Origin of the sequence: Methylomonas defluvii (genome assembly GCF_033949435.1) — a bacterium.
GTDB classification, from domain to species: Bacteria; Pseudomonadota; Gammaproteobacteria; order Methylococcales; family Methylomonadaceae; genus Methylomonas; species Methylomonas defluvii.
In genome coordinates, this window is record NZ_JAXARY010000015.1 from 85,637 (window position 1) to 106,919 (window position 21,283).

A 21,283-nucleotide genomic window follows, 5' to 3' on the forward strand; every position below is an offset into this window, starting at 1 on the left:
TGACAGAGCTGTTGAGACAGTGTCAGTTGATTTTGGGGTTTAATTAGTTTTTCCATGTCGTTCTCCAATGGTTTGCAGTCGAGATACCATACGCTTTCTAGCAAAAAGCTTCTGTGATAAGCGGTTCGTAGTTAAAATTATTTTGTGTTTTTATCAAAAAAATGGCAAGAAAACAGGCCTATTCACAACGCTGGCGCTTTCGTTTTACGGGGTAGTTTGTCCCCCGCAAGTTTTGGTGGCTTAATTTTCAAGTCAGCTTTTACGCTACCTTACTGGCAGGAATTGAGTATTTCAATATGATGCGGCTTGACTGTATTGGCATATCAAAGGGGTTAAATTGTTCGCGTTTGTCAGGCTGTTGCTGTTGCTTTTACAGCGGTCGGTAAAATGCTATCAGCGCGAATAGTAAGCAGAGAAAGCGAGGTTTCAAGCGGTATTGAGTGGCAATTTGATGCTGATTGAACGTTTGCACGTGTCTCCTTTGTAAGCAATCCTTGCGGCAAAATGTCGGCAAAAGCGAATTTGAAATGTGACAGAGTGCTATAATTGCAAAAGCCCGTTAGGCATTAGCCTTCGGAATCATCACTATCCGAATGATGTTGAATCAGGAGATTATGGATGCTGAGACATAATTTAGAAAATCAAGACAATAAGCAAGACGACGTAGAGCTGTCTCGACGCAGCTTCTTTGGGCGTCTGGCTGTTGGTGCGGTTTTATCTATTGCGATGCCCGGCGTCGTTCATGCTGCGAAAAGCGTAGCGGTAAAAGCGGATAAAAACCATCGACTGGAGAAGTCGGCAAGGAGTGCAGTGCGCTTGCCTAAACATGGAGCCATTCAAGCGACTAAGGCTGTTCGTCAACCTGCCAAACTAAGCAAAAGCGCTGGCGGCAATAACCTTAGGCCTGTAGCCGGCCAGCATGGACAGCTGCATACAGCCCATGCAGAACGCCACTCCCTACATGAGTCTCGTGTACGAGATATTTATACAGGCAAAAAACAACACGTAAACACGGCTTCCTACCATGCCAATCGACATGGTAATCAGGGCGGTAGAGTGCATTCTATTATTCAGCCGGCACCAAGAGAATCATTCATGGAGCCTAGCCAAGATTCGTTGTTTTTAGCGGATCACGGGCGTTTTGCAACTCACCGGGCCTTGGCTTTTCAAAATCCGCATACTGGGGACAAATTGAGCCTGACGTATTTTGAAAGAGGTCGTTACCTTAGCGATGCCCTGGATGAAATCAGCTTTTTGTTGCGCGATTATCGTACCGACGATGTGCATCCTATTGATCCGGAGTTACTGGATCAGTTACACGATTTGAAACAAATTTTGGGTTTAAATCAACCTTTTGATGTTATTTGCGGTTATCGTTCGCCATTGACCAACGCTAAACTGCATGCCGAGAATTCCGGTGTTGCGAACAATAGCTTCCACATGCAGGGGCGGGCAGTGGATATTCGTATCGAGCGCTTTGACCTTCGGCGTATTCATGGCGCGGCACTGGCTATGCACCGTGGCGGCGTTGGATATTACCCTGAGTCAAACTTTATCCATCTGGACACGGGAACCTTCAGAACCTGGAAGTTATAGAGTCGTTCGCTCATAAAAAAAGCGCCATTTGCGGCGCTTTTTTTATGTCTGCTCGATTTTCCTGTTTATGGATTAGTGCCGACGTCCGTGCTTTTGCTCATCACTATTTGATTATTCGCTGTCGAACTAGCCGTTGTCGGCGCATGGATTTTGTCCAAGGCCTTTTTCAGTTGTTCGTCCTGGCCGTAAACGTCCGGGTAGAAACGTAACTGGTTTTGATGGTCGACAAATGTCGTGCCGTAATAAAACAGTACCGGTACGGCACGTTTTAGCGTCACGTGGCGGGTTTTAGGGGCCGACATTGCTTGCTTGATAGATTCTTTGTCCCAGCCGGCCTGATCACCCAAAACAAATTCGGCTAATTGTTCCGGCGCCGATACCCGCACGCAACCATGGCTTAAATCCCGACGAGGGCGGTTAAATGCGGCATGGCCTGGGGTGTCGTGTAAATACACATCGGCGGTATTGGGAAATACGAACTTAACCCGTCCTAACGGATTTTTCTTGCCAGGCCGCTGGCGCGCGCGTAAATAACTGCCACCGCCTTTCTCTTCACTGTTTTGGTGTCTTACCAGTTCTATTTCCTGGCTGGCTAAATAGCCTTGGTTATTGGCTGCTTTTGGCAGAATTTCTTTTTCATAAATAGTTTTTGGAATGTTCCAGTAAGGCATAAATTCCAAATACTTCATTTCTTCCCAAAGTACCGGCGTTTGGTTGCTCGGGGATTTCCCTACTACCACTTTCATGTTCAGCGGGTTGGGATCGTCAACTGAATTGAACGCCCATAACTCAAATGCCGGGATATTAACCACAATCATCGGCCCGTCGGTGGTGTCCGGAATCCAGCGCGCGCGCTCCATGGCTAGCGCGATCTGGGCGATTTTTTCGCTCGAAGATTGATTGAATAATGCCGCAGTGGCCGAGCCAATCACGCCATCGGCCGTTAAACCTTGTTGTTGCTGAACCTTTTTGACGGCGGCAACCAAATCGTTGTCGTAAGTTTTACTGTCGGCGGCATTATTATTGTCCAGTAAGGCCATGTCCCGTAGCCGTTGGCGCAAATGCACGATATGCGGATGTTTATCGCCGGGACGTAGCATTTTGCCGGGCTTGAATTCCTGAGCCCCCGTTTGATTTCCCAACTGCTGCAAGCGGGTGAAAATTTGTTTGAGTTGTTGGTATTGTTTGGTTTTAGGCTCAAACTGACCGACTACCTCGGTCAATGTTTGCGCTGCCAAGTGTTGTTTCAACAAGCCAGCCAAGTCCAAAGCGGGTTTGGGGGCGATGTGTACCGGATACTCAACATCGCGTGGATCCACTTGGCCGTGCCGCAAATCGTGTAGATAACGCGCCATAGATACGGTCAAAGCCACATCGTATCCCGCAACGGCCGCACTATCCGGATTTGGTTCATTGATCAGCTGTTTCAGGCGGTCAACATCATAATTGGCAGGATTCAACGCATCATTGGATGCATTGTTTAATATGCTCAATAAATCGTTAAGGTTTTTTTCCGAGCGATTTGCTGTAAACCAGATCGGTTGAAATTGAGTGCTCAGGTAGATTTGGCTAACAAGTTCGCTAACGCGGCTAAAGTCGGCGCGTAACAACAGCGGATGTCGTTTGCTAAGCAGAATGGCGCCAATCGGGTTGTCGGCAGGGATAGGATTAACGACTTCAGGAACGCTGTTTATCGAAGGCAGACTGGTTTCCGGCACTGTAGCCGGCATATCTGCGCTCCATGCCTGCTCCGTTCCCGCATAATAAATACAGGCCGCCAACGCTAACCTGGCATACCTATGGCGCGAATTTTTCAGGGCGTGCGATTGAGTTGTCATGGTTACACGAATAGGGTTCGAATTGGGTGTTTATTGTGCGCTTTGCGCTTAAGTTTAGCCGCAAAGCAAATCAATATAATGTTGGTCTAATTGTACCCTGTTATGACAACAATTGACGCGAAAAGCTTGCCAAAGCTTTGTAGTGGCGGTATTCGGAGAAGGGCGCAGTTGTTTACAGAGTTCTCCAAATCTTCTCAAGCCACTTTAGCTTTCAAAAGACAGTTTATCGGCAAATGCCGATTGCCAGTCGTGGCTGAATTTCTCAACGGCGGTGTCGGTAGCGGGAGTGGTCAAGATTTGCTGGGCAATGTCCAGCGGCAACGTGACTGCGCCAACGCCAAGTTTTAACACCTGCAACACCTGATTGACATTCTTGAAGCTGGCAACCAAAAGTTTGCTGGGCAATTGGTAGCGGTCGATGAAGGTCTGCAAATCGCTGACGACGGCAATGCCGTCAAAGCCTTGATTGTCGATCCGGTTGAGATAAGGCGCCAGGTAATCCGCGCCATGCAGCGCAGCAAGCATCCCTTGCTGCACGTTGTAAATCGCAGTGGCTAACAGCGGGATATTAGCTTTTTTCAGCTGTTTGATAGCACTCAAACCAGCGGTATGCGCGGGTATTTTGACGATAATGTCGAACGGCAATTCATGAAGTTTATGTGCTTCCGCAATGATACCGTCAACCGAGCTACTAAGTACTTGCACATGAAACCGCGCCTGTGGGCCGATGATGTCTGTCAGCGCAGGTAGTAGTTCCTGTAGGCCCATACCGCTGGCGGCCATAATCGACGGATTGGTAGTAACGCCCGCCAAGGGCAAAGCTGGGCAAAGGTTTTTGATGCCGGCGACATCGGCGCTGTCTAAATAAATTTCTAACATGGAACGGCGTGTGGTTTTACGGATAAAAGCGGCCAGTATAACCAGTGCTGTTGCTTATCTTTAGAAAATTACCTCGGTAAATCGTGCGTTCGATGTCAGTACTTGCAGTTTTGCCAGTTGATCCAGCGCGATTTTTCCGGCAGGGCTATCTTCTAACAATAGAAATTCGTGTCTTTCTTCAGTCACTACATTCAGTGCCCGGCCCTCGACGATTCTTTGATCCTTTAATGTCAATCTGACCCGATAGCCGTATAGACAGGCAATTTCGATATAGTCGTGTAAATCGCAAGCGATTCGTGATTCGCTCATGGCATCTCCCCTTGAGTTTTTTGTTCATCGATCTTACCCTCGACGTCTTCGACAGCCAATCATCTGGGGCAAATTATTTTGGATAGCAATTCATCTTCAACACGCTTGGCGTCTATCGACATCTTGCGCGGCCTGGTCGTGGTATTGATGACGTTGGATCACACTCGCGATTTTTTCAGCGACAGCCGTTTTAGTCCCACCGATCTGGATAAGACCTCAGTGGCCTTGTTTCTGACCCGTTGGATCACGCATTTCTGCGCGCCGGTGTTCGTGTTTTTGGCCGGTACCAGCGCGTATCTATGGCAGAGTCGCCGGGGAGCGGATGCACCGTTGAGCCGGTTTTTGCTGGAACGTGGCCTATTGCTGTTGGTTTTAACCTGTACCGTGGAAGCCTGGTCGTGGAATTTTCGCGCCGATCTGCGGCATATTGACGGCGGTGTGTTATGGGCAATTGCTTGGTCGATGATCGCCTTGGCCGGGCTGGTGAAGTTGCCGCTGGCTTGGTGTGTAGCCTTCGGTGCAGCCATGATCGTCGGGCATAATGCCTTCGATGCAGTCAAGCCAGCTGATTTGGGTGGTTTTGGTCCCTTATGGGCCGTGCTGCATACCGGTGACGATGTGCCGTTCGGTGACGGCTGGCTATTGAATCCTTACTATCCATTGATTCCGTGGATAGGGGTGATGGCGGTTGGCTTCGGTTTTGGCAATTTATTGATTGACAATGCCTGGCGCACACGGCGCCGGCTGTTTACTTTAGGTCTAACCCTGCTATGGGTGTTTTTGGTTTTGCGTTTCAGCAATGTTTACGGTGACCCCAAACCATGGAAAAGCTATCCAGACCCGGTATTTAGCGTATTGTCGTTTATCAACTGTCATAAATACCCGCCGTCCTTATTGTATCTGTTAATGACTTTGGGACCGGCGCTGCTGATTTTGGGGCTGGCTGAGGGCAAGTCCGCGGAACGCTTCGGTGTTTTGCAAGTATTCGGCAGGAATCCGTTGTTATTTTATCTACTGCACTTGTACCTGATTCATGGTCTGGCAGTATTGGTGGCGGCGGTCACAGACGGACCTGTGTCAGCAATAATCGGTGGCGGTATTTGGGTGCCGGAGCTGCCGCAAGGCTACGGCTATGGTTTGCCGGTGGTTTATGGCATTTGGGTGTTAGTGGTGCTAACGCTGTATCCGGTTTGCCGAAGTTTTGAAGCCTTAAAAGCCCGCAAGCCTGATTGGCCTTGGCTCAAATACCTGTAACCTGCATGGCGTGTTTTCACTAGAAGAAGGCTGACCATGACCGGCGGCAATTTTCCATTGAGTTTTCGCCTCAAGTTTGCCAGGGGCCAAATGCCTTTGACCCGGCACGCGGTAAAATTTTAAAGCGCTATTAAGCCGACGTAGCTTCCTTAGCCTGCTTTTGCTTGTTCAACTGATTTAAAAAATAGCTTTGATAATTCCAGCCGGGACGAGGAGGAGGTGGTTGGTGAGCGAACGGCATGATAAACCTCTGTTGGTGCATTGATTAGGGATAAAAGTGCTCCCGCCGGCTCAGCAACGATGCGCTGTATTGCTTTGATCGAGCTGGCGGGAGCATTAACTAGGAAATATTGAAACTAATCCACTGCGAGCAAGAATCTACCAGCGAAAAGCCGACAGGCAAGTGCGGGTAAGATTTTACTGCGGTGAATTGCAGTCCAATATGTCGCGCCGTTCTGTCGATAAAACACTTGACGGAACAGCGATGCATCCTAGGTTTTTGCACGCTCACCAACGTGATCTGGGGGCGAGCGGGGATTGACATAAGTTAAGCGGCCGCGAAGCCGTCTACCTGCTCTCGGGGGATTTGCAGACCTATCAGTTTTTCCACCAGACGCAAGGCCTGATATTCGTCTTGCGATACCAGCGAAACCGCCTGGCCGTTTTGTCCGGCGCGGCCGGTTCTGCCGATGCGGTGTACATAATCGGCGGACGAGCGCGGTAATTCAAAATTCACCACATGCGGCAATTGGGCAATATCGATGCCGCGTGCTGCCACGTCGGTCGCGACCAACACGCGAATGTCACCGGCTTTGAAACCGGCCAAAGCGCTGGTTCTGGCGCCCTGGCTTTTATTACCGTGAATCGCCGCGGCTTTGATATTGGCGATGTTGAGCTTTTCGGTGAGTTTATTCGCGCCGTGCTTGGTACTGGTGAACACTAATACTTGCTGCCAGTCTTTGGTTTTCACCAGATGGGTCAACAAGGCGGTTTTCGCGGTTTTACTGACGGTATAAACCCGTTGATCGATCAGGTCGGCAGCAGCGTTTTCGACGGCCACTTCAATTTTGACCGGATTAACCAGCAAATCGCCGGTTAACTTGCGAATATCGGCGGAAAAAGTCGCGGAAAACAACAGGTTTTGGCGTTTTTTCGGCAGCATGGCCAGGATTTTGCGAATGTCTTTGATAAAGCCCATGTCCAACATGCGGTCAGCTTCGTCCAGCACCAACATTTCCACTTTATCCAGTTTTACGGCGTTTTGACTGACCAAATCCAGCAGACGACCCGGCGTTGCGGTCAGAATGTCCACGCCGCCGCGCAAGCGCATCATTTGTGGATTGATCTTCACGCCGCCGAATACGACTTCGGATTTTAAGCGCGGTTGTTGATGCGCTCCGTATTTGGCAACGGATTCGGCAACTTGCGCGGCCAACTCTCGTGTGGGCGTCAAGATCAGGGCGCGCACGGGCCGATTGCGGCCATAGTCGGTTTGCGCCAAACGGTGCAAGATCGGTAAGGTAAAGCCGGCGGTCTTGCCGGTGCCGGTTTGCGCGGCGGCCAGTAAGTCTCGGCCTGTTAACACGGCGGGTATGGCTTTACTTTGAATAGGTGTAGGGGTGGTGTAGCCGGAATCGGCAATAGCTTTTATTAAAGCCTCGGATAAACCGAGATTGGAAAATGGCATTAAGGTCTCAATGGGGAAAATAAGGGGAGAAATCTGGGTTCGGCAGTACTGCTGTCGCGATGTCCGCCCGGGGACTAAGGGAATTACATATTGAAGATGAACTTTCAGCGGGCAGTCTATCACGGTTACTGGTTTAAGGTTAGGAAACCGGCGCTAGCCTGATTGAACGGCTGCTCGCGGCAGTGAAATTGATGCGCAAATGCCGTGTTCAAATAGCCAAACTGGCCAGATCGAGTACTATGCCGCCGATTTTTTCCGTGGCGCCCAAATGGTTGGCAATACGTATGTCGATTTGCGGATGTGTGTCGCGTATCCTTTGCACTTGTTCGGGAATATCGATGCTGACGTGGCGTCCCGCTGACAGGAAATAAGGCATCACGACAATCTGCCGCGCGCCCTGGGCTATTTGTTGGCGTAAGCCTTGCGCGACAGTCAGTTCGGCGATTTCCAGAAAAGCACAGTCTATTGCCGCGAAGCGAGTAGTCATCAGCCGCAGTTTTTCTATCAGCTCGCGAATCTCAAGGTTGGAATCCTCCCGACGGCTGCCGTGTGCCACCACTAACAAATGTGTCACCGGAATGCCTTATTCGATGTCGATATGAATTTCATTGCGGCGTAAGGCAGGTAAAGTCCAAGGCGGATCATAGGCCGCCGAACGCGCGGCAGATAAGGCAGTGAGCTGTTGTTGTTCGATCCAGGCCATCAAGAGGCGGCTTTTTTCGTTAATTTTTTCCAAAGTCAGACTGCCGGAATAGCGCAACACCGCGACTTTTTTCGCGGGTAAAGCTTTGATAGTCACTTGGGGATCGATTGGCGTTGGTAAGGTTTCGAGACTGTAACCGTCCGGCATCACAAAAGCCATCGTCCATTTATTATCGACTGCCTGCTGTAACACTGGCGCGGTCATCGCGATGTGTTCGCCGGCATTTTCCCGAAACACCGGGGCGGTCATGGCCATCTGTTGCTTTTGCTGATTCCCACCAAAAATATAGCCGGCCAAGCGATTGAAACCGATATTGCCGGCTTGCGCGTAATCGGCGTCGATCACGGTTTCGGCAATCAATAAGGGAGGATATTGCCTGATTTGCACGTCTCCCTGTTCCGAGAGCAATTGGTATTGCGGTTCCGCGCTGCTTCTAATGCCCATCACCGTACATCCAGTCAAAATCAGGCTGCCGAGTAGTGCTAAGGGGTTTTTCATGTAAACGAGTCTTGTCAAATAGGGTCATGTTTTTCCATGACCGGAGCGAATGCTGCAACTGGCATCTTGGCAGGGTTTGGCGCCAAACAAAGTACCTAAACGTAAACGGTGCCGGGCAAACCCTGCATACAGACGGTCAAACAGCGGTTTTAGCAGAGGCCAGCGGGTGGGTGCAATCAGCCATCCCAGGCCGACAGCGCTGTAAGCAGAGTAAAACACCGGCATGCCCTTAATTACGCGGCCATCGGGGTTCACCCCATGGATTTCCGCCATCAATTCGTCCAGCGATTTACCATAGTCCGCCGGATTAAACCCCTCGGCATGAATATCTTGCAAACCCAGCTTGTTATGCTTGTTTCGCGACTGTAACCAGTTCACTTCCTTCCGGCAAATGGGGCAGCGACCGTCGTAAAGTAGCGTGAATTCGTGTTGGCTATTCATGAGGCTGTTCCGGGAAGTGGTGTTAGCGAGTTTGTTTTATCCAGGCTGGCGACTCAATAGCCCTGCAGGTCTGTATTGATTTGTTTTTTATTTTCACAATGTTTGCGCAGTTTACATTCGCTTACGCAAAAAAGTCCCCTCGCGATGCGGGACTCGCGCAGTTGGCGAGAAACTCGCATCGAAGGGGATTACGGGCTATCAAGCACCCCTCTGAGGACGGAACGTGTTTCAGGAATCAACAAATTTAGCACTCCGCAATCTACCAGCGGATGTGGCGGAAGCAAGGGGGCGAATGCTAAAAAAGGTAGGGTGATCTCGCCACATTCCCGCTTTCTGGGCGGCAGGGACAAAAACGATCTTGATAGGTTATTCCAGCGATAGTTCCCGTTTTATTGTTTATGAAAAGGGAATTATGAATAACTTAAATGGCTAATTGTAAATTTTCGACAGGGGATTATAGTGAAGCCGTAGTTTAGAGCCACTGCAAACGCTTGATGCAGAGTAGATAAACGCTTCAGGTAAGCTTAGGAAAAACAGTATTACCTATCCTCAGTTTACTGTGGGTATTTGGAACTTTTCGATGGATGAGTTGGTTATATCTACGCTGTCGTTCGCTGCTGCGAATTTTCAGAACTTTGATTTTTGTTGGACCCGCTAGTGCTTTATGTTTTATGTGTGACCTCCCTCGTAAGCAGTGACTCCGGCACTGCACACTCTATAGCCTCTATCGTGGTATTCGGTAGAGGCTTTTTTTTATCTACATGACGGGCTATTTGCTCCGTACGTGGTAAATCGCGTAGCCGGCAAAAAACATGGTTAAGAGGTAAATTGTCACTGTAATCATTTTGTACTCCTGGTTATCTTTATTGTTGTGCGGCATTTATAACAGAAATCCGGGTACATAATCCGGTAATTGCTTTGGCAACAGCTTTTGCGTGTTAGTGTTGTCGGCGCTGATCGGGGTTTTCCACAAAAACTGTGGATAAGCTTGTTGGTAGGCTGGTAAAAGTTAGCGCAAGTTGCTGTATTTAAGCAGGCGCTCGTAAATTGGCTAATAATTGACCACGGTTACCTGATTCATCAATTACTCAACACCGGAAATCGATAGCTGCAACCTTTGTTTGCCGATCATTTTGACGGAAAATTTTCTAAGCTCTTAGCTGCTCTTCGCCTAGAATGTCTAATCTGCATGGCAAACTTTCAGGATATTTTATGCAAATTCTTGGTGTGGATATTGGCGGTTCGGGTATCAAAGGTGCGATTGTCGATACCTTAACGGGCGAACTGGTCTCCGAACGGCACCGGATCGATACGCCGCAGCCGGCAACCCCGGAGGCGGTAGCCGCAGTGCTGGCGCAATTGGTATTGCACTTTGGCTGGACTGGACCCATAGGCTGCGGTTTTCCGGCCGCGATTCAACAGGGCGTGGTGCGCACGGCCGCCAACATCTCCAAGGCCTTTATCGGCACTAATATCGATAAATTGTTTTCAGCAGCCACTAACTGCGAGTGTCACAACTTAAACGATGCGGACGCGGCAGGGATTGCGGAAATGCATTTCGGCGAGGGTGCCGACCAAAAAGGCGTGGTTTTGTTGATCACTATCGGCACCGGTTTGGGAACCGCGCTGTTTACCGATGGCCATCTGCTACCCAATACGGAACTGGGTCACGTGTATCTGGAAAATGGGCTGGAGGCCGAGCGTTACGCATCCGATGCTGCCCGAAAGCTGCAAGACCTAGGTTGGAAATCTTGGGGCAACCGTTTCAACATTTATCTAAACACGATGGAAAAACTGTTCTGGCCCGATTTGATTATTTTGGGCGGCGGCGCGAGTAAAAAATTCGATAAATTCAAAGAGCAGATAGGCATAAAAACGCCGGTGAAGCCGGCGGCATTTCTAAACCAGGCCGGTATTGTCGGCGCGGCTTTATTTGCTAAATCGAAAGTTACCTGAGCGATGGCGCTTCAGGACAGAAAACCTTGTTATTGAAGCCGGTAAAACAAGAGTTTTTTCAAGTAGCGCTAATATTTTTACCTTCGATAAATTCTGTTTCCAAGCGACCTTGACTATCAAACTACCCGCGGTAACCTGTTTTCCATGAGGTTGCTGGCAGTGAAAAATTTATTTTTTCCGTGAGAGCAATCAGACAAGATAGTCGGCAGCCTCATATTTTCCATATGTAGTAAAAGCTAATTTTCTGACTTCTTGTATCGCAAGCTCGTCGGAGATTGGTGCAAATCATGGGTGGTGCTGGTGACGCAAGCCTGTAGGTCGGGAGATAGCTAGAGGCCCGTCATCAGTATCATTCCTGGTAGTTTCTTTGTCCCCAAATGACTAAAACGCCGTGTACCAGCGTTTTAGTTTGTTCCAACGCCAAGTGCCTTTACTGCCCAATCCCGCCCGCGTACCATGCTGCGAACTATCGCGCCGATATTGCTGATGGATGTGCCGGCGCCGTTATCAACCGCCGAACGAAGCGAGAAAACTTATGACCATGCTCAATATCAACGGTAAAAACCGCAAGATAGATCTGCCGGCCGACACGCCACTGCTTTGGGCGCTGCGCGACCAACTGGGGTTGACCGGCACCAAGTATGGCTGTGGCATGGCATTGTGCGGCGCCTGCACGGTACATATCGATGGCGAGCCGACTCGCGCTTGTGTCACGCCCATTTCGGTCGCGGTGGGCAAAAAAATTGTCACGATCGAAGCTATCGAACAAGACCAGATCGGTAAAAAGGTTCAGGAGGCTTGGCTGAATTTAGGCGTGCCGCAATGCGGTTATTGCCAAGCGGGGCAAGTCATGGCGGCTACGGCCTTGCTCAAAAGTCATCCGCAACCCAGCGATGCCGATATCGATAAAGCCATGAGCGGCAATCTATGCCGTTGCGGCACTTATCCGCGGATTCGCGCTGCGATCAAGCAGGCCGCTGGTTTGCCGGAGGTGCAATCATGAAAAACTCAGCCGAATTTCTGCAAGCCAATGCCGAGCAAAGCGATGCCGACGACGGTTATTTGATCGACAACGTTAGCCGCCGGACCTTTATCAAGCAGTTTGCTTTAAGCGGCTTTGTGTTGGCCGTTGGCCTGCCTACTTTGCTTAAGGCGGACGAAGCCGCAGCGCCGGCAGCCGCCGGCAAGTTCGGTGCCGACGCGATGCCGCACGGTTGGGTCGATAATCCTTTGGTGTTCGTGGCTATCGCCGCCGACGGTGCGGTAAGCATCATCTGCCACCGTTCCGAGATGGGGCAGGGCATACGCACCAGCTTGCCGATGGTGGTGGCTGACGAGCTGGAAGCCGATTGGTCCAGGGTGCATGTCGTGCAGGCGCCTGGCGACGAAAAGCGCTTTGGTAATCAAGACACCGACGGTTCACGCAGCATGCGCCATTTTTTCATGCCGATGCGCCGAGTCGGGGCGGCTGCCAGACAAATGCTGGAAGCTGCGGCAGCGGCGCGTTGGCGCGTGCCGGTAACAGAAGTCCGCGCCGAGCAACACCGGATATTGCACGTCCCCAGCGGCAAAACCTTGGGCTACGGTGAATTAGCCAAAGCGGCGGCAAAATTGCCGGTGCCAGACCGCGACAGCTTGCGTTTGAAGAATTCGGCGGATTTTCGTTACATCGGTAAAGGTCGGCAAGGCATTTATGATGGCCGGGATATTGTGTCCGGACGCGCCATGTATGGCATAGACACCCAGCTGAAAGGTCTGCTGTACGCCGTCGTGGTGCGGCCATCGGTATTGGGCGGCACAGTTTTAAAATTTGATGCCAGCGCCGCACTGAAGGTGCCGGGTGTGGTAAAGGTCGTTGAACTGCCCAGCAGTCCGCTGCCGGCCGAATTCAATCCCTTGGGCGGCGTCGCGGTGATTGCCAGCAACACCTGGGCGGCTATTCAGGGCCGCAACGCCTTAAAAATCGAGTGGAACCACGGTGAACATGCCTCCTACGATTCACTAGCCTACAAAGCTGAACTGCAAGCCGCCGTCCGTCAACCAGGCAAAGTGGTGCGCCAACAAGGCGATGTTGATGCTGCCTTGCAAGGCGCGGCCAAACGCCTGGAAGCAGAATATTATTTACCGCATCTGGCGCAAGCGCCGATGGAACCGCCGGCAGCGACGGCCCGTATCAGCAAGGGCCATTGCGAAATCTGGACCTGTACCCAGGCGCCGCAATTAACCCGGGATAAGGTCGCGAAATGGCTAAAACTGCCGGAAGACAAAGTCACGGTGAATGTTACGCTGCTCGGCGGTGGATTTGGTCGTAAATCCAAGCCCGATTACGTTATCGAAGCGGCCTTGTTATCGCAAGCGATGCAAGGCAAACCGGTGAAAGTGACCTGGACCCGCGAGGACGATCTGCATCATGCCTATTTCCACACGGTGTCCTTGGAGCGATTGGAAGCGGGTTTGGATGCGCAGGGCAAGCCGGTAGCCTGGCTGCATAGAACTGCGGCACCGAGCATTTCCTCCACATTCGGACCGGACAGCAAGCAACAAATGCCAGTGGAATTGGGGATGGGCGTGATTAACGTGCCGTTTGCAATCGACAATCTGCGCATCGAAAATCCGCCGGCAGCCGCGCATACCCGTATCGGCTGGTTTCGCTCGGTATCCAATATTCCGCATGCGTTTGCCGTGCAGTCCTTTGTGGCGGAAATGGCGGCGGCAGCGGGACGCGATCATCGGGATTTTTTGTTGGATTTAATCGGTCCGGCGCGGCGTATCGATCCGACCAGTTTGGGCGACACCTGGAATCACGGCGAATCGCCCGCGCTTTATCCGGTGGATACCGGCCGTCTGCGCCGCGTCATCGAAATAGCCACTCGCGAAGCCGGCTGGGGTCGTCAGCTATCCAAAGGCCAAGGCTTGGGGTTGGCCGCGCATTACAGCTTTGTGACTTATGTGGCTGTCGTTGTGGAAGTGGCGGTGGATGAGGCCGGCAAATTAAGCATCCCCAAAGTCGATGTGGCGGTGGATTGCGGTCCTCAAGTCAATCCCGAGCGGATTCGTGCGCAGATCGAGGGGGCTTGCATCATGGGTGTCAGCTTGGCGACGCTCGGTGAAATCAGCTTTAAAAACGGCGCCGTGCAGCAAGACAATTTTCATGCGTATCAACTCACGCGCATCGACGACGCACCGCGCGAAATCAAAGTACATCTGCTGCCACCCGCGGAATTTGATACCCCATTGGGCGGGGTGGGCGAACCGGGCGTGCCGCCGATTGCGCCGGCGTTGTGCAATGCGATTTTTGCCGCCACCGGGCAGCGGATTAGGCAGTTACCGATAGGCGATCAGCTGCTGAAAGACTGAGAATTTATGGGCATGGCGGTGAGCTGAATTAGCTTGCCGCACCCGTTTAAAGCTTTGGTAAAACCGGTCGATAAATGGATGCCGGCCGAAACATGGCGGGTACTATTCAATCCAGAGGAGATAAATCATGTCATCCGTATCGGGAGTAGGTTCAACACCGTATTTCCCTATCACCAACCAAGCGAAACAGCCCGCAGCCAATCAGCAAGCAGCAACGCCGCCCGTGCAAGCGGTTGTGAAAGACACAGATGGCGATAATGATGCAAGAATAGGCAGCAAAATCGACACCTATGCCTGATAGTGCCAGCGGTGCCAAGCAGTAAGAAAAAGCCGGGTAACACCGGCTTTTTCTTTTTAGGGGTGGGGCTATGGGGTTCGGAGAAAACGCTGCTTGGCTTCGTTGTCTTCGCGCGCGGCGTCTATTTCGCGGATCACACTACGTAGATCGGCTGGTTTATTACTGTCTGCGAAATGCCCGGTCAGCTGAGTTTCCGGGTGCAAATCGCCGCTTTGGTATAGCTTCCACATTTCCTTACCAAAGTGTGTCGTCAACAATTCCGGCGCGAATTGGCCGAAATAGGCGGCCATGTTGGCAACGTCGCGCTCCAGCATCGCGCGGGCATTGTTATTGCCGGCCGCGTCGACCGCTTGCGGTAAATCGATAATCACCGGCCCGTCGCGGCCGACCAGCACGTTGTATTCCGACAAATCGCCATGCACCAGACCATCGCAGAGCATGCGCACGATCTGGCCGATCAGAAACGCATGGTATTCCCGTGCCAGCTCGGCCGGCATTTCCAGATCATTGAGTCTAGGCGCCGGGTGGCCGTCAGCATCGGCGACCAATTCCATCAGCAGAACGCCGTCAATAAAGTTATAGGGTTTAGGTACTCGCACGCCGGCATCCGCCAAGCGGTATAAAGCCGTCACCTCGGCGTTTTGCCAAGCCGATTCCTGTTCTCTACGACCATAGCTGCTACCTTTTTCCATGGCTCTGGCACGGCGGCTATTGCGCACTTTGCGGCCTTCCTGGTAAAGCACGCTTTTCTTAAAACTACGTTGGTCGGCCTCTTTATAAACCTTGGCGCAGCAGATTTCCGCGCCGCAACGCACCACATACACGGCGGCTTCCTTGCCGCTCTTCAGCGAGCCTATGACCTCGTCGATCAAGCCGCTATCGATTAGGGGTTCAAGTCTTTTCGGTGTTTTCATATTGCCTATTATGCCGCGCTCGCATGAATATCGCGCAAAACTTCTGCCAATCGATGCACTTTTAGCCGCGAGAACAATCCTTATAGTCCCCTACTGCTCAAATCAATAAGCGCCGATTCGTAAAGGCTATCCATTGAATCGCCGTTGATTTCTCGGTGGCTACAACCTTAGATAAAATCGGGTTTGCCGGGCTCGCGTAGCGTCTGCTAGTGCGCTTGGTTTTACTTTGGTGTTGGTGAATAGGTCGCTTTTTGACATTTTGCTGTTACATTAGCGCTTTTATAAAACGACTCGGCAAGCACCGCTCATCTCATATCATGGCAGATTCAAAACATATCATCATCGTTGGCGCCGGCCCCGGCGGCTTGTGCGCCGGCATGTTACTCAGCCATCGCGGCTTTAAAGTGTCCATATTCGATAAACATCCCCATGTTGGTGGCCGCAATCGGGCCATAACGATGGACGGGTTTACCTTCGATACCGGTCCGACCTTTTTATTGATGAAGGGTGTTTTGGATGAAATGTTTGAATTATGCGGCCGGCGCAGCGAGGACTATATGCAGTTCATGCCCCTCAGTCCGATGTACCGGTTGTTGTATGATGACCGCGAGATCAATGTGTTTTCCGACAGGGAAAACATGCGCGCCGAACTGGAGCGGGTATTCGATGAAGGCAGCGCAGGCTACGAGCGTTTCATGGATAACGAGCGCAGCCGCTTCAATCGTTTGTACCCGTGCATTACCCGCGATTACTCGAATTGGTCTTCGTTCTTCTCGCTGGATTTGATCAAGGCTTTGCCTTGGCTGGCGTTTCCGAAAAGCGTGTTCAACAACCTGGGCCAGTATTTTGACAAGGAAAAAATGCGCTTAGCATTTTGCTTTCAATCCAAGTATCTGGGCATGTCGCCCTGGGAGTGTCCGGCACTGTTTACCATGTTGCCGTACCTTGAGCATGAATATGGCATTTACCACGTGGCCGGTGGTTTAAATAAGATTGCGACGGCGATGGCGCAAGTGGTGACCGAGTCCGGCGGCGATATTCATCTGAATGCCGAAGTGGCCTCGCTGATCGTTGAAGACGGCGCGACCAAGGGTGTGAGATTGCAAAACGGCGACGAAGTGCGCGGCGACGAAGTAATCGTCAACGCCGATTTTGCCCACGCCATGACGCATTTGCTGGAGCCCGGCACCTTGCGCAAATACGATCATCAGCAATTGCAAAAGCGCGAGTATTCCTGCTCGACCTTCATGCTCTATCTGGGCCTGGATAAACAATACGATCTGCCGCATCACACCATTGTGTTTGCCAAGGATTACCGTACCAATATCCGCAATATCTTCAGCAATAAAACTTTGACCGAGGACTTTTCGTTTTACGTGCAAAACGCTTCGGTCAGCGATGCCAGCCTGGCGCCGGCCGGCAAGTCGGCGCTATACGTGCTGGTGCCGATGCCGAATAACGACAGCGGCGTCGATTGGCAAACCCATTGCGCCGATGTGCGCGAGCAAGTGCTGGATACGCTGGGTGCGCGTCTGGGTTTGAGCGATTTACGAGAGCATATCGAATGCGAAAAGATCATCACCCCCGGCACCTGGGAAAGCGACGAACACGTATACAAAGGCGCTACCTTCAGCTTGTCGCACAAGTTCAGCCAGATGCTGTACTGGCGACCGCATAACCGCTTCGAAGAGCTGGATAACTGCTATCTGGTCGGCGGCGGCACCCATCCGGGTAGCGGTTTGCCGACCATATACGAGTCGGCGCGGATTTCCTCAAATCTGATTTCCCGCAAGCACCGGGTGCATTTCAAGGAAATTCAACAAAGTACCTGGCTGAAAAAAGCCAAGGCCTAAGCGGTGGCGACTATGCAGGCCGTATCGCCGGTCGATGGCCGGGTGTTGGGCGATTTTCCGGTTAGCGATGCAGCGGCGATTCAGCAGCAGATGCTGGCTGCGCGTGCAGCGGCGCAAATCTGGGGCAAGCGGCCGGTAGCCGAAAGGGCGAAAATTCTAGCCAAGCTGGTGCCTTTATTAATGGCCGAGTTGGACTCGATTTGCGAGCAAATCAGCCTGACTACCGGCAAAGTCCGCACCGAAGCCCTGCTGGGCGAGATTTACCCGGTTTTGGATTTGGCTCGCTATTACCAAAATAACGCCGCGAACATTTTAAGTTATCGAGGCATACCGACCTCACCGTTCGCTTTTCCCGGCGCCACTGCCGGCATCGAGCGGCGGCCCTACGGCGTGGTGGCGGTCATTTCGCCGTGGAATTATCCGTTTCAACTGTCGGTCGGGCCGATGCTGACCGCTTTGTTTGCCGGCAACGCGGTGATTCTGAAACCATCAGAACTAAGTTTGCCGGTCGGACAGCTGATTGTCGATTTGTTCAAACAGCTGGACTTGCCTGCAGGCCTGGTGCAGTGGTTGATCGGTGCCGGTGAAACCGGTGCGCAGCTGATCGACGCCGGTCCGGATTTGGTGTTTTTTACCGGAGGCCTGACTGGTGGTAAAGCCGTCATGCAGCGCGCCGCGCAGCATCCGATTCCGGTGTTGCTGGAATTGGGCGGCAAAGACCCGATGCTGGTATTCAACGATGCGGCATTGCAACGCGCGGCCGATGCGGCTTTGTACGGTGCGTTCTGCAATAGCGGCCAGGTGTGCGTGTCGGTCGAGCGTTTATATGTCCAGCAGGACTGCCACGATGAGTTTTTAAGCTTGTTGCAACAGGGCGTTTCGCAATTGCAGGTCGGGCACGGCCCGCACGGCGACTTGGGTGCAATGACCAGCGAAAGGCAAATTGCAGTTGTCGAGGCGCATTACCAGGACGCCATTGCCCAAGGCGCGCAAGCCTCCGGGCCGCTGGAACGGCAGGGTAATTACCTTAAACCCGTCATGCTATGGAATGTCCATCACGGCATGCGGGTAATGCGCGAGGAAAGCTTTGGGCCGCTGTTGCCGGTGATGGCCTTTGCCGATGAAGCCGAAGCCATCCGTCTGGCGAACGACAGCGAATTTGGTTTGAATGCCGGTATCTGGAGCCAGGATATTGCTAAAGCCGAGCGGGTCGCCGGCCAACTCGAAGTAGGTAACTGGGCAGTCAACGACGTGATCAAGAACATCGGCCATCCCGGCTTGCCGTTCGGCGGCGTGAAAAAAAGCGGCTTTGGCCGTTATCACGGCGCGGAAGGTTTGCGCAGTTTTACCTATCCGGTGGCCGGCATGACCAGCCGCAGCCATTTACCCAAGGAACCTAACTGGTTTCCGTACTCCGAGCAACGCTACCAAGACTTCAAAGGCTATATGGACTTTGTCTACGGCGAAGGTTCGCTGTTGCAACGCATCAAGCGCAACTGGCCGGCGCTACAAGCTTTTCGGGAATATTCAGCGTTCGATTTAACTCAGCGCTGGCAAAATCTTAAATTACTGTTGTCATGGAAACGGGACTACTGATGAAGCAAAACAATAACAATAAACGTGTCGTCGTCATCGGCGCCGGTCTGGGCGGTTTGTCGGCGGCTATTTCGCTGGCTAGCGAAGGTTTCGCGGTGGAGTTGGTCGAAAAGAACGATAAGGTCGGCGGCAAGCTGAACATTATGACTAAAGACGGTTTTACCTTTGATTTGGGACCGTCGATCCTGACCATGCCGCACATCTTCGAAGCACTGTTTACCAAAGTCGGTAAAAACATGGCCGATTATGTCGGCATCGAAAAGGTCGAGCCGCATTGGCGCAATTTCTTTGAAGATGGCACGCACATTGATTTATGTGAAGACCCGGAAAATCAGCGCCGTGAGCTGGACAAATTGGGGCCGAATACCGCCGCCGAATTTGCCAACTTTATGGCTTACTCCAAAAAACTAGGCACAGAAACCGAGGCCGGTTATTTTGCCAAGGGCCTGGATACCTTTTGGGAATTGCTGAAGTTTTACGGCCCCATCCGCGCCTTGAATTTCGACGTATTTCGGTCGATGGATCAGGGCGTCAAACGCTTTATTTCGCATCCCAAACTGGTCGATATCCTGAATTACTTCATCAAATACGTCGGCTCTTCGCCCTACGATTCGCCGGCTTTGATGAATCTGATGCCCTACATTCAATACGAATACGGCTTGTGGTATGTCAAGGGCGGCATGTACGGTTTGGCCCAAGCGCTGGAAAAACTGGCGATCGAATTGGGCGTATCCATTCGCTTGAACAGCGAAGTTGAGGAAATTCAATACCAAGCCGGCAAAGCCACCGGCATCAAACTGCAAGGCGGCGAGGTATTGGCGGCGGACATCGTGGTATCGAATATGGAAGTGATTCCGGCGATGGACAAATTGCTGCATAACTCACCGGCGGAACTGAAAAAAATGCAGCGCTTCGAGCCGACTTGTTCCGGCTTGGTGTTGCATTTGGGTGTGAACCGGTTGTATCCGCAATTGGCGCATCACAATTTCTTTTATTCCGATCATCCGCGCGAGCATTTCGACGCGGTGTTTCGTAGCGGCAAATTGTCCGACGACCCAACGATCTATTTGGTCGCGCCGTGCAAAACCGATCCGAGCCAGGCGCCGGACGGTTGCGAGATCATCAAAATCCTGCCGCACATCCCGCATATCAATCCGGACAAACCGTTGACTGCCGATGATTATTGGGCGCTGCGCGAGCGGGTGCTGGCAAAATTGGAGCGCATGGGCTTGACCGATTTGCGCCAACACATCGTCACCGAAGAGTACTGGACGCCGCTGGATATTCAGGCCAAGTATTATTCCAATCTGGGTTCGATTTACGGCGTGGTGGCGGACCGTTGGAAAAATCTCGGCTTCAAGGCCCCGCAACGCAGCAAGCAATTAAGCAATCTGTATTTCGTCGGCGGCAGCGTCAATCCGGGCGGCGGTATGCCGATGGTGACCTTGTCCGGACAGTTGGTGCGGGATAAGATTTTGGCGGATTTGGGGCAGGCTTAGCCCCGGGCAGACAAAAAATTCGGATTTGCATAAGCCGGTTAAATTTAAGCCTAAACTTAAGCGGCGTTTGTATGGCTTGGGGTTAGCCCGGCATAAACCCATTCGCGCCGGAGTGCAGTGTTCACGCGCCTTTGGCTTATTTCGTATGCCTACTGTTAGCTAGATTTTATGCTGCTTTTTTTTCGGAATATCCCGGCATCGACCCGGCCCAACGAGTTGTATTCTTACGTGGCGATGGCGGTCAGTGAAGATTTAATAGAGCAGGCCAAGCACGTGATAACCGTCGATGTGATGGTGATTCGGGACAAGCGCAGCAATCAGCTGGAGCATCACGGCCTGGTGTCGGTGAATTCCGATGAAGCCGGCATTCGCGCTATTAAGAATCTGAACGGCCTGTTGTTTAACGGCTGCGAGGTTTTGGTGCGAGTTTACAAACAGCGCGACGTCAAAAATGACCGGCGCCGCAATGGGCTGCCGGTGCCGAGTGAGATTATCGAGAAACGCATTCAGGATCGGCGCCGCGGCGCTAGCGTGGAAATATATGTCGATTTTTCCAATGTGTTCTATCCCATCACGCTTTAAAGGCGCCATGCCGTTTGGTAATT

The 21,283-nt window shown here is 51.9% G+C and carries 18 protein-coding genes; 10 read left to right on the forward strand and 8 right to left on the reverse strand.

From position 1 onward, the window contains the following. The first annotated feature begins 618 nt into the window (after positions 1-618). Positions 619-1,596, forward strand: a complete 978-nt coding sequence (gene mepK / locus QLH52_RS16130; RefSeq protein WP_033155447.1) for a peptidoglycan L,D-endopeptidase MepK — start codon at positions 619-621, stop codon at positions 1,594-1,596. A gap of 65 nt (positions 1,597-1,661) precedes the next feature. Here the strand turns inward: mepK and QLH52_RS16135 are convergent, their stop codons facing one another. The 3 genes from QLH52_RS16135 to QLH52_RS16145 all read right to left on the reverse strand — a co-directional run bounded on the left by QLH52_RS16135 (position 1,662) and on the right by QLH52_RS16145 (position 4,622). Further along, positions 1,662-3,326, reverse strand: coding sequence for a L,D-transpeptidase family protein (locus tag QLH52_RS16135; protein ID WP_033155446.1), 1,665 nt, complete (start codon positions 3,324-3,326; stop codon positions 1,662-1,664). Positions 3,327-3,638: 312 nt separating this feature from the next. Next, on the reverse strand, positions 3,639-4,313 hold the full coding sequence (locus QLH52_RS16140) for a transaldolase family protein (RefSeq protein WP_033155445.1): 675 nt from the start codon (positions 4,311-4,313) through the stop codon (positions 3,639-3,641). Between the two features lie 60 nt (positions 4,314-4,373). After that, entirely contained in the window at positions 4,374-4,622 is a 249-nt protein-coding gene (locus tag QLH52_RS16145; protein WP_033155444.1) for a Rho-binding antiterminator, read from the reverse strand. A gap of 78 nt (positions 4,623-4,700) precedes the next feature. On the opposite strand from QLH52_RS16145, the gene QLH52_RS16150 reads away from it, so the two are divergent. Then, a complete protein-coding gene (locus QLH52_RS16150; RefSeq protein WP_319962233.1) occupies positions 4,701-5,876 on the forward strand; it encodes an acetyltransferase domain-containing protein in 1,176 nt (391 codons plus the stop codon). 547 nt (positions 5,877-6,423) lie between these two features. Here QLH52_RS16150 and QLH52_RS16155 read toward each other — a convergent pair. From QLH52_RS16155 to QLH52_RS16170, 4 genes are all read right to left on the reverse strand, one after another. Continuing rightward, positions 6,424-7,563 carry a DEAD/DEAH box helicase gene (locus QLH52_RS16155; RefSeq protein ID WP_026604005.1) on the reverse strand — a complete coding sequence of 380 codons (1,140 nt, stop codon included), beginning with the start codon at positions 7,561-7,563 and terminating at the stop codon, positions 6,424-6,426. Positions 7,564-7,771: 208 nt separating this feature from the next. Beyond that, positions 7,772-8,137 carry a sirohydrochlorin chelatase gene (locus QLH52_RS16160; protein ID WP_033155442.1) on the reverse strand — a complete coding sequence of 122 codons (366 nt, stop codon included), beginning with the start codon at positions 8,135-8,137 and terminating at the stop codon, positions 7,772-7,774. A gap of 9 nt (positions 8,138-8,146) precedes the next feature. Next, positions 8,147-8,764 carry an SOUL family heme-binding protein gene (locus QLH52_RS16165; RefSeq protein WP_033155441.1) on the reverse strand — a complete coding sequence of 206 codons (618 nt, stop codon included), beginning with the start codon at positions 8,762-8,764 and terminating at the stop codon, positions 8,147-8,149. A gap of 24 nt (positions 8,765-8,788) precedes the next feature. After that, on the reverse strand, positions 8,789-9,205 hold the full coding sequence (locus QLH52_RS16170) for a thiol-disulfide oxidoreductase DCC family protein (RefSeq protein WP_033155440.1): 417 nt from the start codon (positions 9,203-9,205) through the stop codon (positions 8,789-8,791). A gap of 1,212 nt (positions 9,206-10,417) precedes the next feature. Between QLH52_RS16170 and ppgK the strand changes: the two genes are divergently transcribed. The 4 genes from ppgK to QLH52_RS16190 all read left to right on the forward strand — a co-directional run bounded on the left by ppgK (position 10,418) and on the right by QLH52_RS16190 (position 14,816). Further along, positions 10,418-11,161 (forward strand): polyphosphate--glucose phosphotransferase, encoded by a 744-nt coding sequence (ppgK, locus tag QLH52_RS16175; protein ID WP_033155439.1) that lies wholly within the window; start codon positions 10,418-10,420, stop codon positions 11,159-11,161. A gap of 535 nt (positions 11,162-11,696) precedes the next feature. Continuing rightward, entirely contained in the window at positions 11,697-12,164 is a 468-nt protein-coding gene (locus QLH52_RS16180) for a (2Fe-2S)-binding protein (RefSeq protein WP_319962234.1), read from the forward strand. Continuing rightward, positions 12,161-14,518 (forward strand): xanthine dehydrogenase family protein molybdopterin-binding subunit, encoded by a 2,358-nt coding sequence (locus tag QLH52_RS16185; protein ID WP_319962235.1) that lies wholly within the window; start codon positions 12,161-12,163, stop codon positions 14,516-14,518. The genes QLH52_RS16180 and QLH52_RS16185 overlap by 4 nt, the downstream gene beginning before the upstream one ends. Positions 14,519-14,645: 127 nt before the next feature. Then, positions 14,646-14,816 carry a hypothetical protein gene (locus tag QLH52_RS16190; RefSeq protein ID WP_165385976.1) on the forward strand — a complete coding sequence of 57 codons (171 nt, stop codon included), beginning with the start codon at positions 14,646-14,648 and terminating at the stop codon, positions 14,814-14,816. A 68-nt stretch (positions 14,817-14,884) separates the two neighbouring features. Here QLH52_RS16190 and QLH52_RS16195 read toward each other — a convergent pair whose 3' ends face one another. Continuing rightward, positions 14,885-15,730 carry a PA4780 family RIO1-like protein kinase gene (locus QLH52_RS16195; RefSeq protein ID WP_319962236.1) on the reverse strand — a complete coding sequence of 282 codons (846 nt, stop codon included), beginning with the start codon at positions 15,728-15,730 and terminating at the stop codon, positions 14,885-14,887. A 317-nt stretch (positions 15,731-16,047) separates the two neighbouring features. Between QLH52_RS16195 and QLH52_RS16200 the strand changes: the two genes are divergently transcribed. The 4 genes from QLH52_RS16200 (at position 16,048) to QLH52_RS16215 (ending at position 21,260) form a co-directional block, all read left to right on the forward strand. Further along, a complete protein-coding gene (locus QLH52_RS16200; protein ID WP_319962237.1) occupies positions 16,048-17,583 on the forward strand; it encodes a phytoene desaturase family protein in 1,536 nt (511 codons plus the stop codon). Between the two features lie 12 nt (positions 17,584-17,595). Further along, positions 17,596-19,179, forward strand: a complete 1,584-nt coding sequence (locus QLH52_RS16205) for an aldehyde dehydrogenase family protein (RefSeq protein WP_319962238.1) — start codon at positions 17,596-17,598, stop codon at positions 19,177-19,179. Then, positions 19,179-20,678, forward strand: a complete 1,500-nt coding sequence (locus tag QLH52_RS16210; RefSeq protein ID WP_319962239.1) for a phytoene desaturase family protein — start codon at positions 19,179-19,181, stop codon at positions 20,676-20,678. The genes QLH52_RS16205 and QLH52_RS16210 overlap by 1 nt, the downstream gene beginning before the upstream one ends. Positions 20,679-20,846: 168 nt before the next feature. Further along, the gene (locus QLH52_RS16215) at positions 20,847-21,260 is read left to right on the forward strand and encodes an RNA recognition motif domain-containing protein (RefSeq protein ID WP_171695998.1); all 414 of its coding nucleotides are present in this window, start codon (positions 20,847-20,849) and stop codon (positions 21,258-21,260) included. Positions 21,261-21,283 lie beyond the last annotated feature (23 nt).

What these genes read in the sequence shown, in the direction of transcription:
- mepK (WP_033155447.1), top strand. Translation starts at nt 619, where the DNA reads ATGCTGAGACATAATTTAGAAAATCAAGACAATAAGCAAGACGACGTA.
- QLH52_RS16135 (WP_033155446.1), bottom strand. Translation starts at nt 3,326, where the DNA reads ATGCCGGCTACAGTGCCGGAAACCAGTCTGCCTTCGATAAACAGCGTT.
- QLH52_RS16140 (WP_033155445.1), bottom strand. Translation starts at nt 4,313, where the DNA reads ATGTTAGAAATTTATTTAGACAGCGCCGATGTCGCCGGCATCAAAAAC.
- QLH52_RS16145 (WP_033155444.1), bottom strand. Translation starts at nt 4,622, where the DNA reads ATGAGCGAATCACGAATCGCTTGCGATTTACACGACTATATCGAAATT.
- QLH52_RS16155 (WP_026604005.1), bottom strand. Translation starts at nt 7,563, where the DNA reads ATGCCATTTTCCAATCTCGGTTTATCCGAGGCTTTAATAAAAGCTATT.
- QLH52_RS16165 (WP_033155441.1), bottom strand. Translation starts at nt 8,764, where the DNA reads ATGAAAAACCCCTTAGCACTACTCGGCAGCCTGATTTTGACTGGATGT.
- QLH52_RS16170 (WP_033155440.1), bottom strand. Translation starts at nt 9,205, where the DNA reads ATGAATAGCCAACACGAATTCACGCTACTTTACGACGGTCGCTGCCCC.
- ppgK (WP_033155439.1), top strand. Translation starts at nt 10,418, where the DNA reads ATGCAAATTCTTGGTGTGGATATTGGCGGTTCGGGTATCAAAGGTGCG.
- QLH52_RS16180 (WP_319962234.1), top strand. Translation starts at nt 11,697, where the DNA reads ATGACCATGCTCAATATCAACGGTAAAAACCGCAAGATAGATCTGCCG.
- QLH52_RS16185 (WP_319962235.1), top strand. Translation starts at nt 12,161, where the DNA reads ATGAAAAACTCAGCCGAATTTCTGCAAGCCAATGCCGAGCAAAGCGAT.
- QLH52_RS16190 (WP_165385976.1), top strand. Translation starts at nt 14,646, where the DNA reads ATGTCATCCGTATCGGGAGTAGGTTCAACACCGTATTTCCCTATCACC.
- QLH52_RS16195 (WP_319962236.1), bottom strand. Translation starts at nt 15,730, where the DNA reads ATGAAAACACCGAAAAGACTTGAACCCCTAATCGATAGCGGCTTGATC.
- QLH52_RS16200 (WP_319962237.1), top strand. Translation starts at nt 16,048, where the DNA reads ATGGCAGATTCAAAACATATCATCATCGTTGGCGCCGGCCCCGGCGGC.
- QLH52_RS16205 (WP_319962238.1), top strand. Translation starts at nt 17,596, where the DNA reads ATGCAGGCCGTATCGCCGGTCGATGGCCGGGTGTTGGGCGATTTTCCG.
- QLH52_RS16210 (WP_319962239.1), top strand. Translation starts at nt 19,179, where the DNA reads ATGAAGCAAAACAATAACAATAAACGTGTCGTCGTCATCGGCGCCGGT.
- QLH52_RS16215 (WP_171695998.1), top strand. Translation starts at nt 20,847, where the DNA reads ATGCTGCTTTTTTTTCGGAATATCCCGGCATCGACCCGGCCCAACGAG.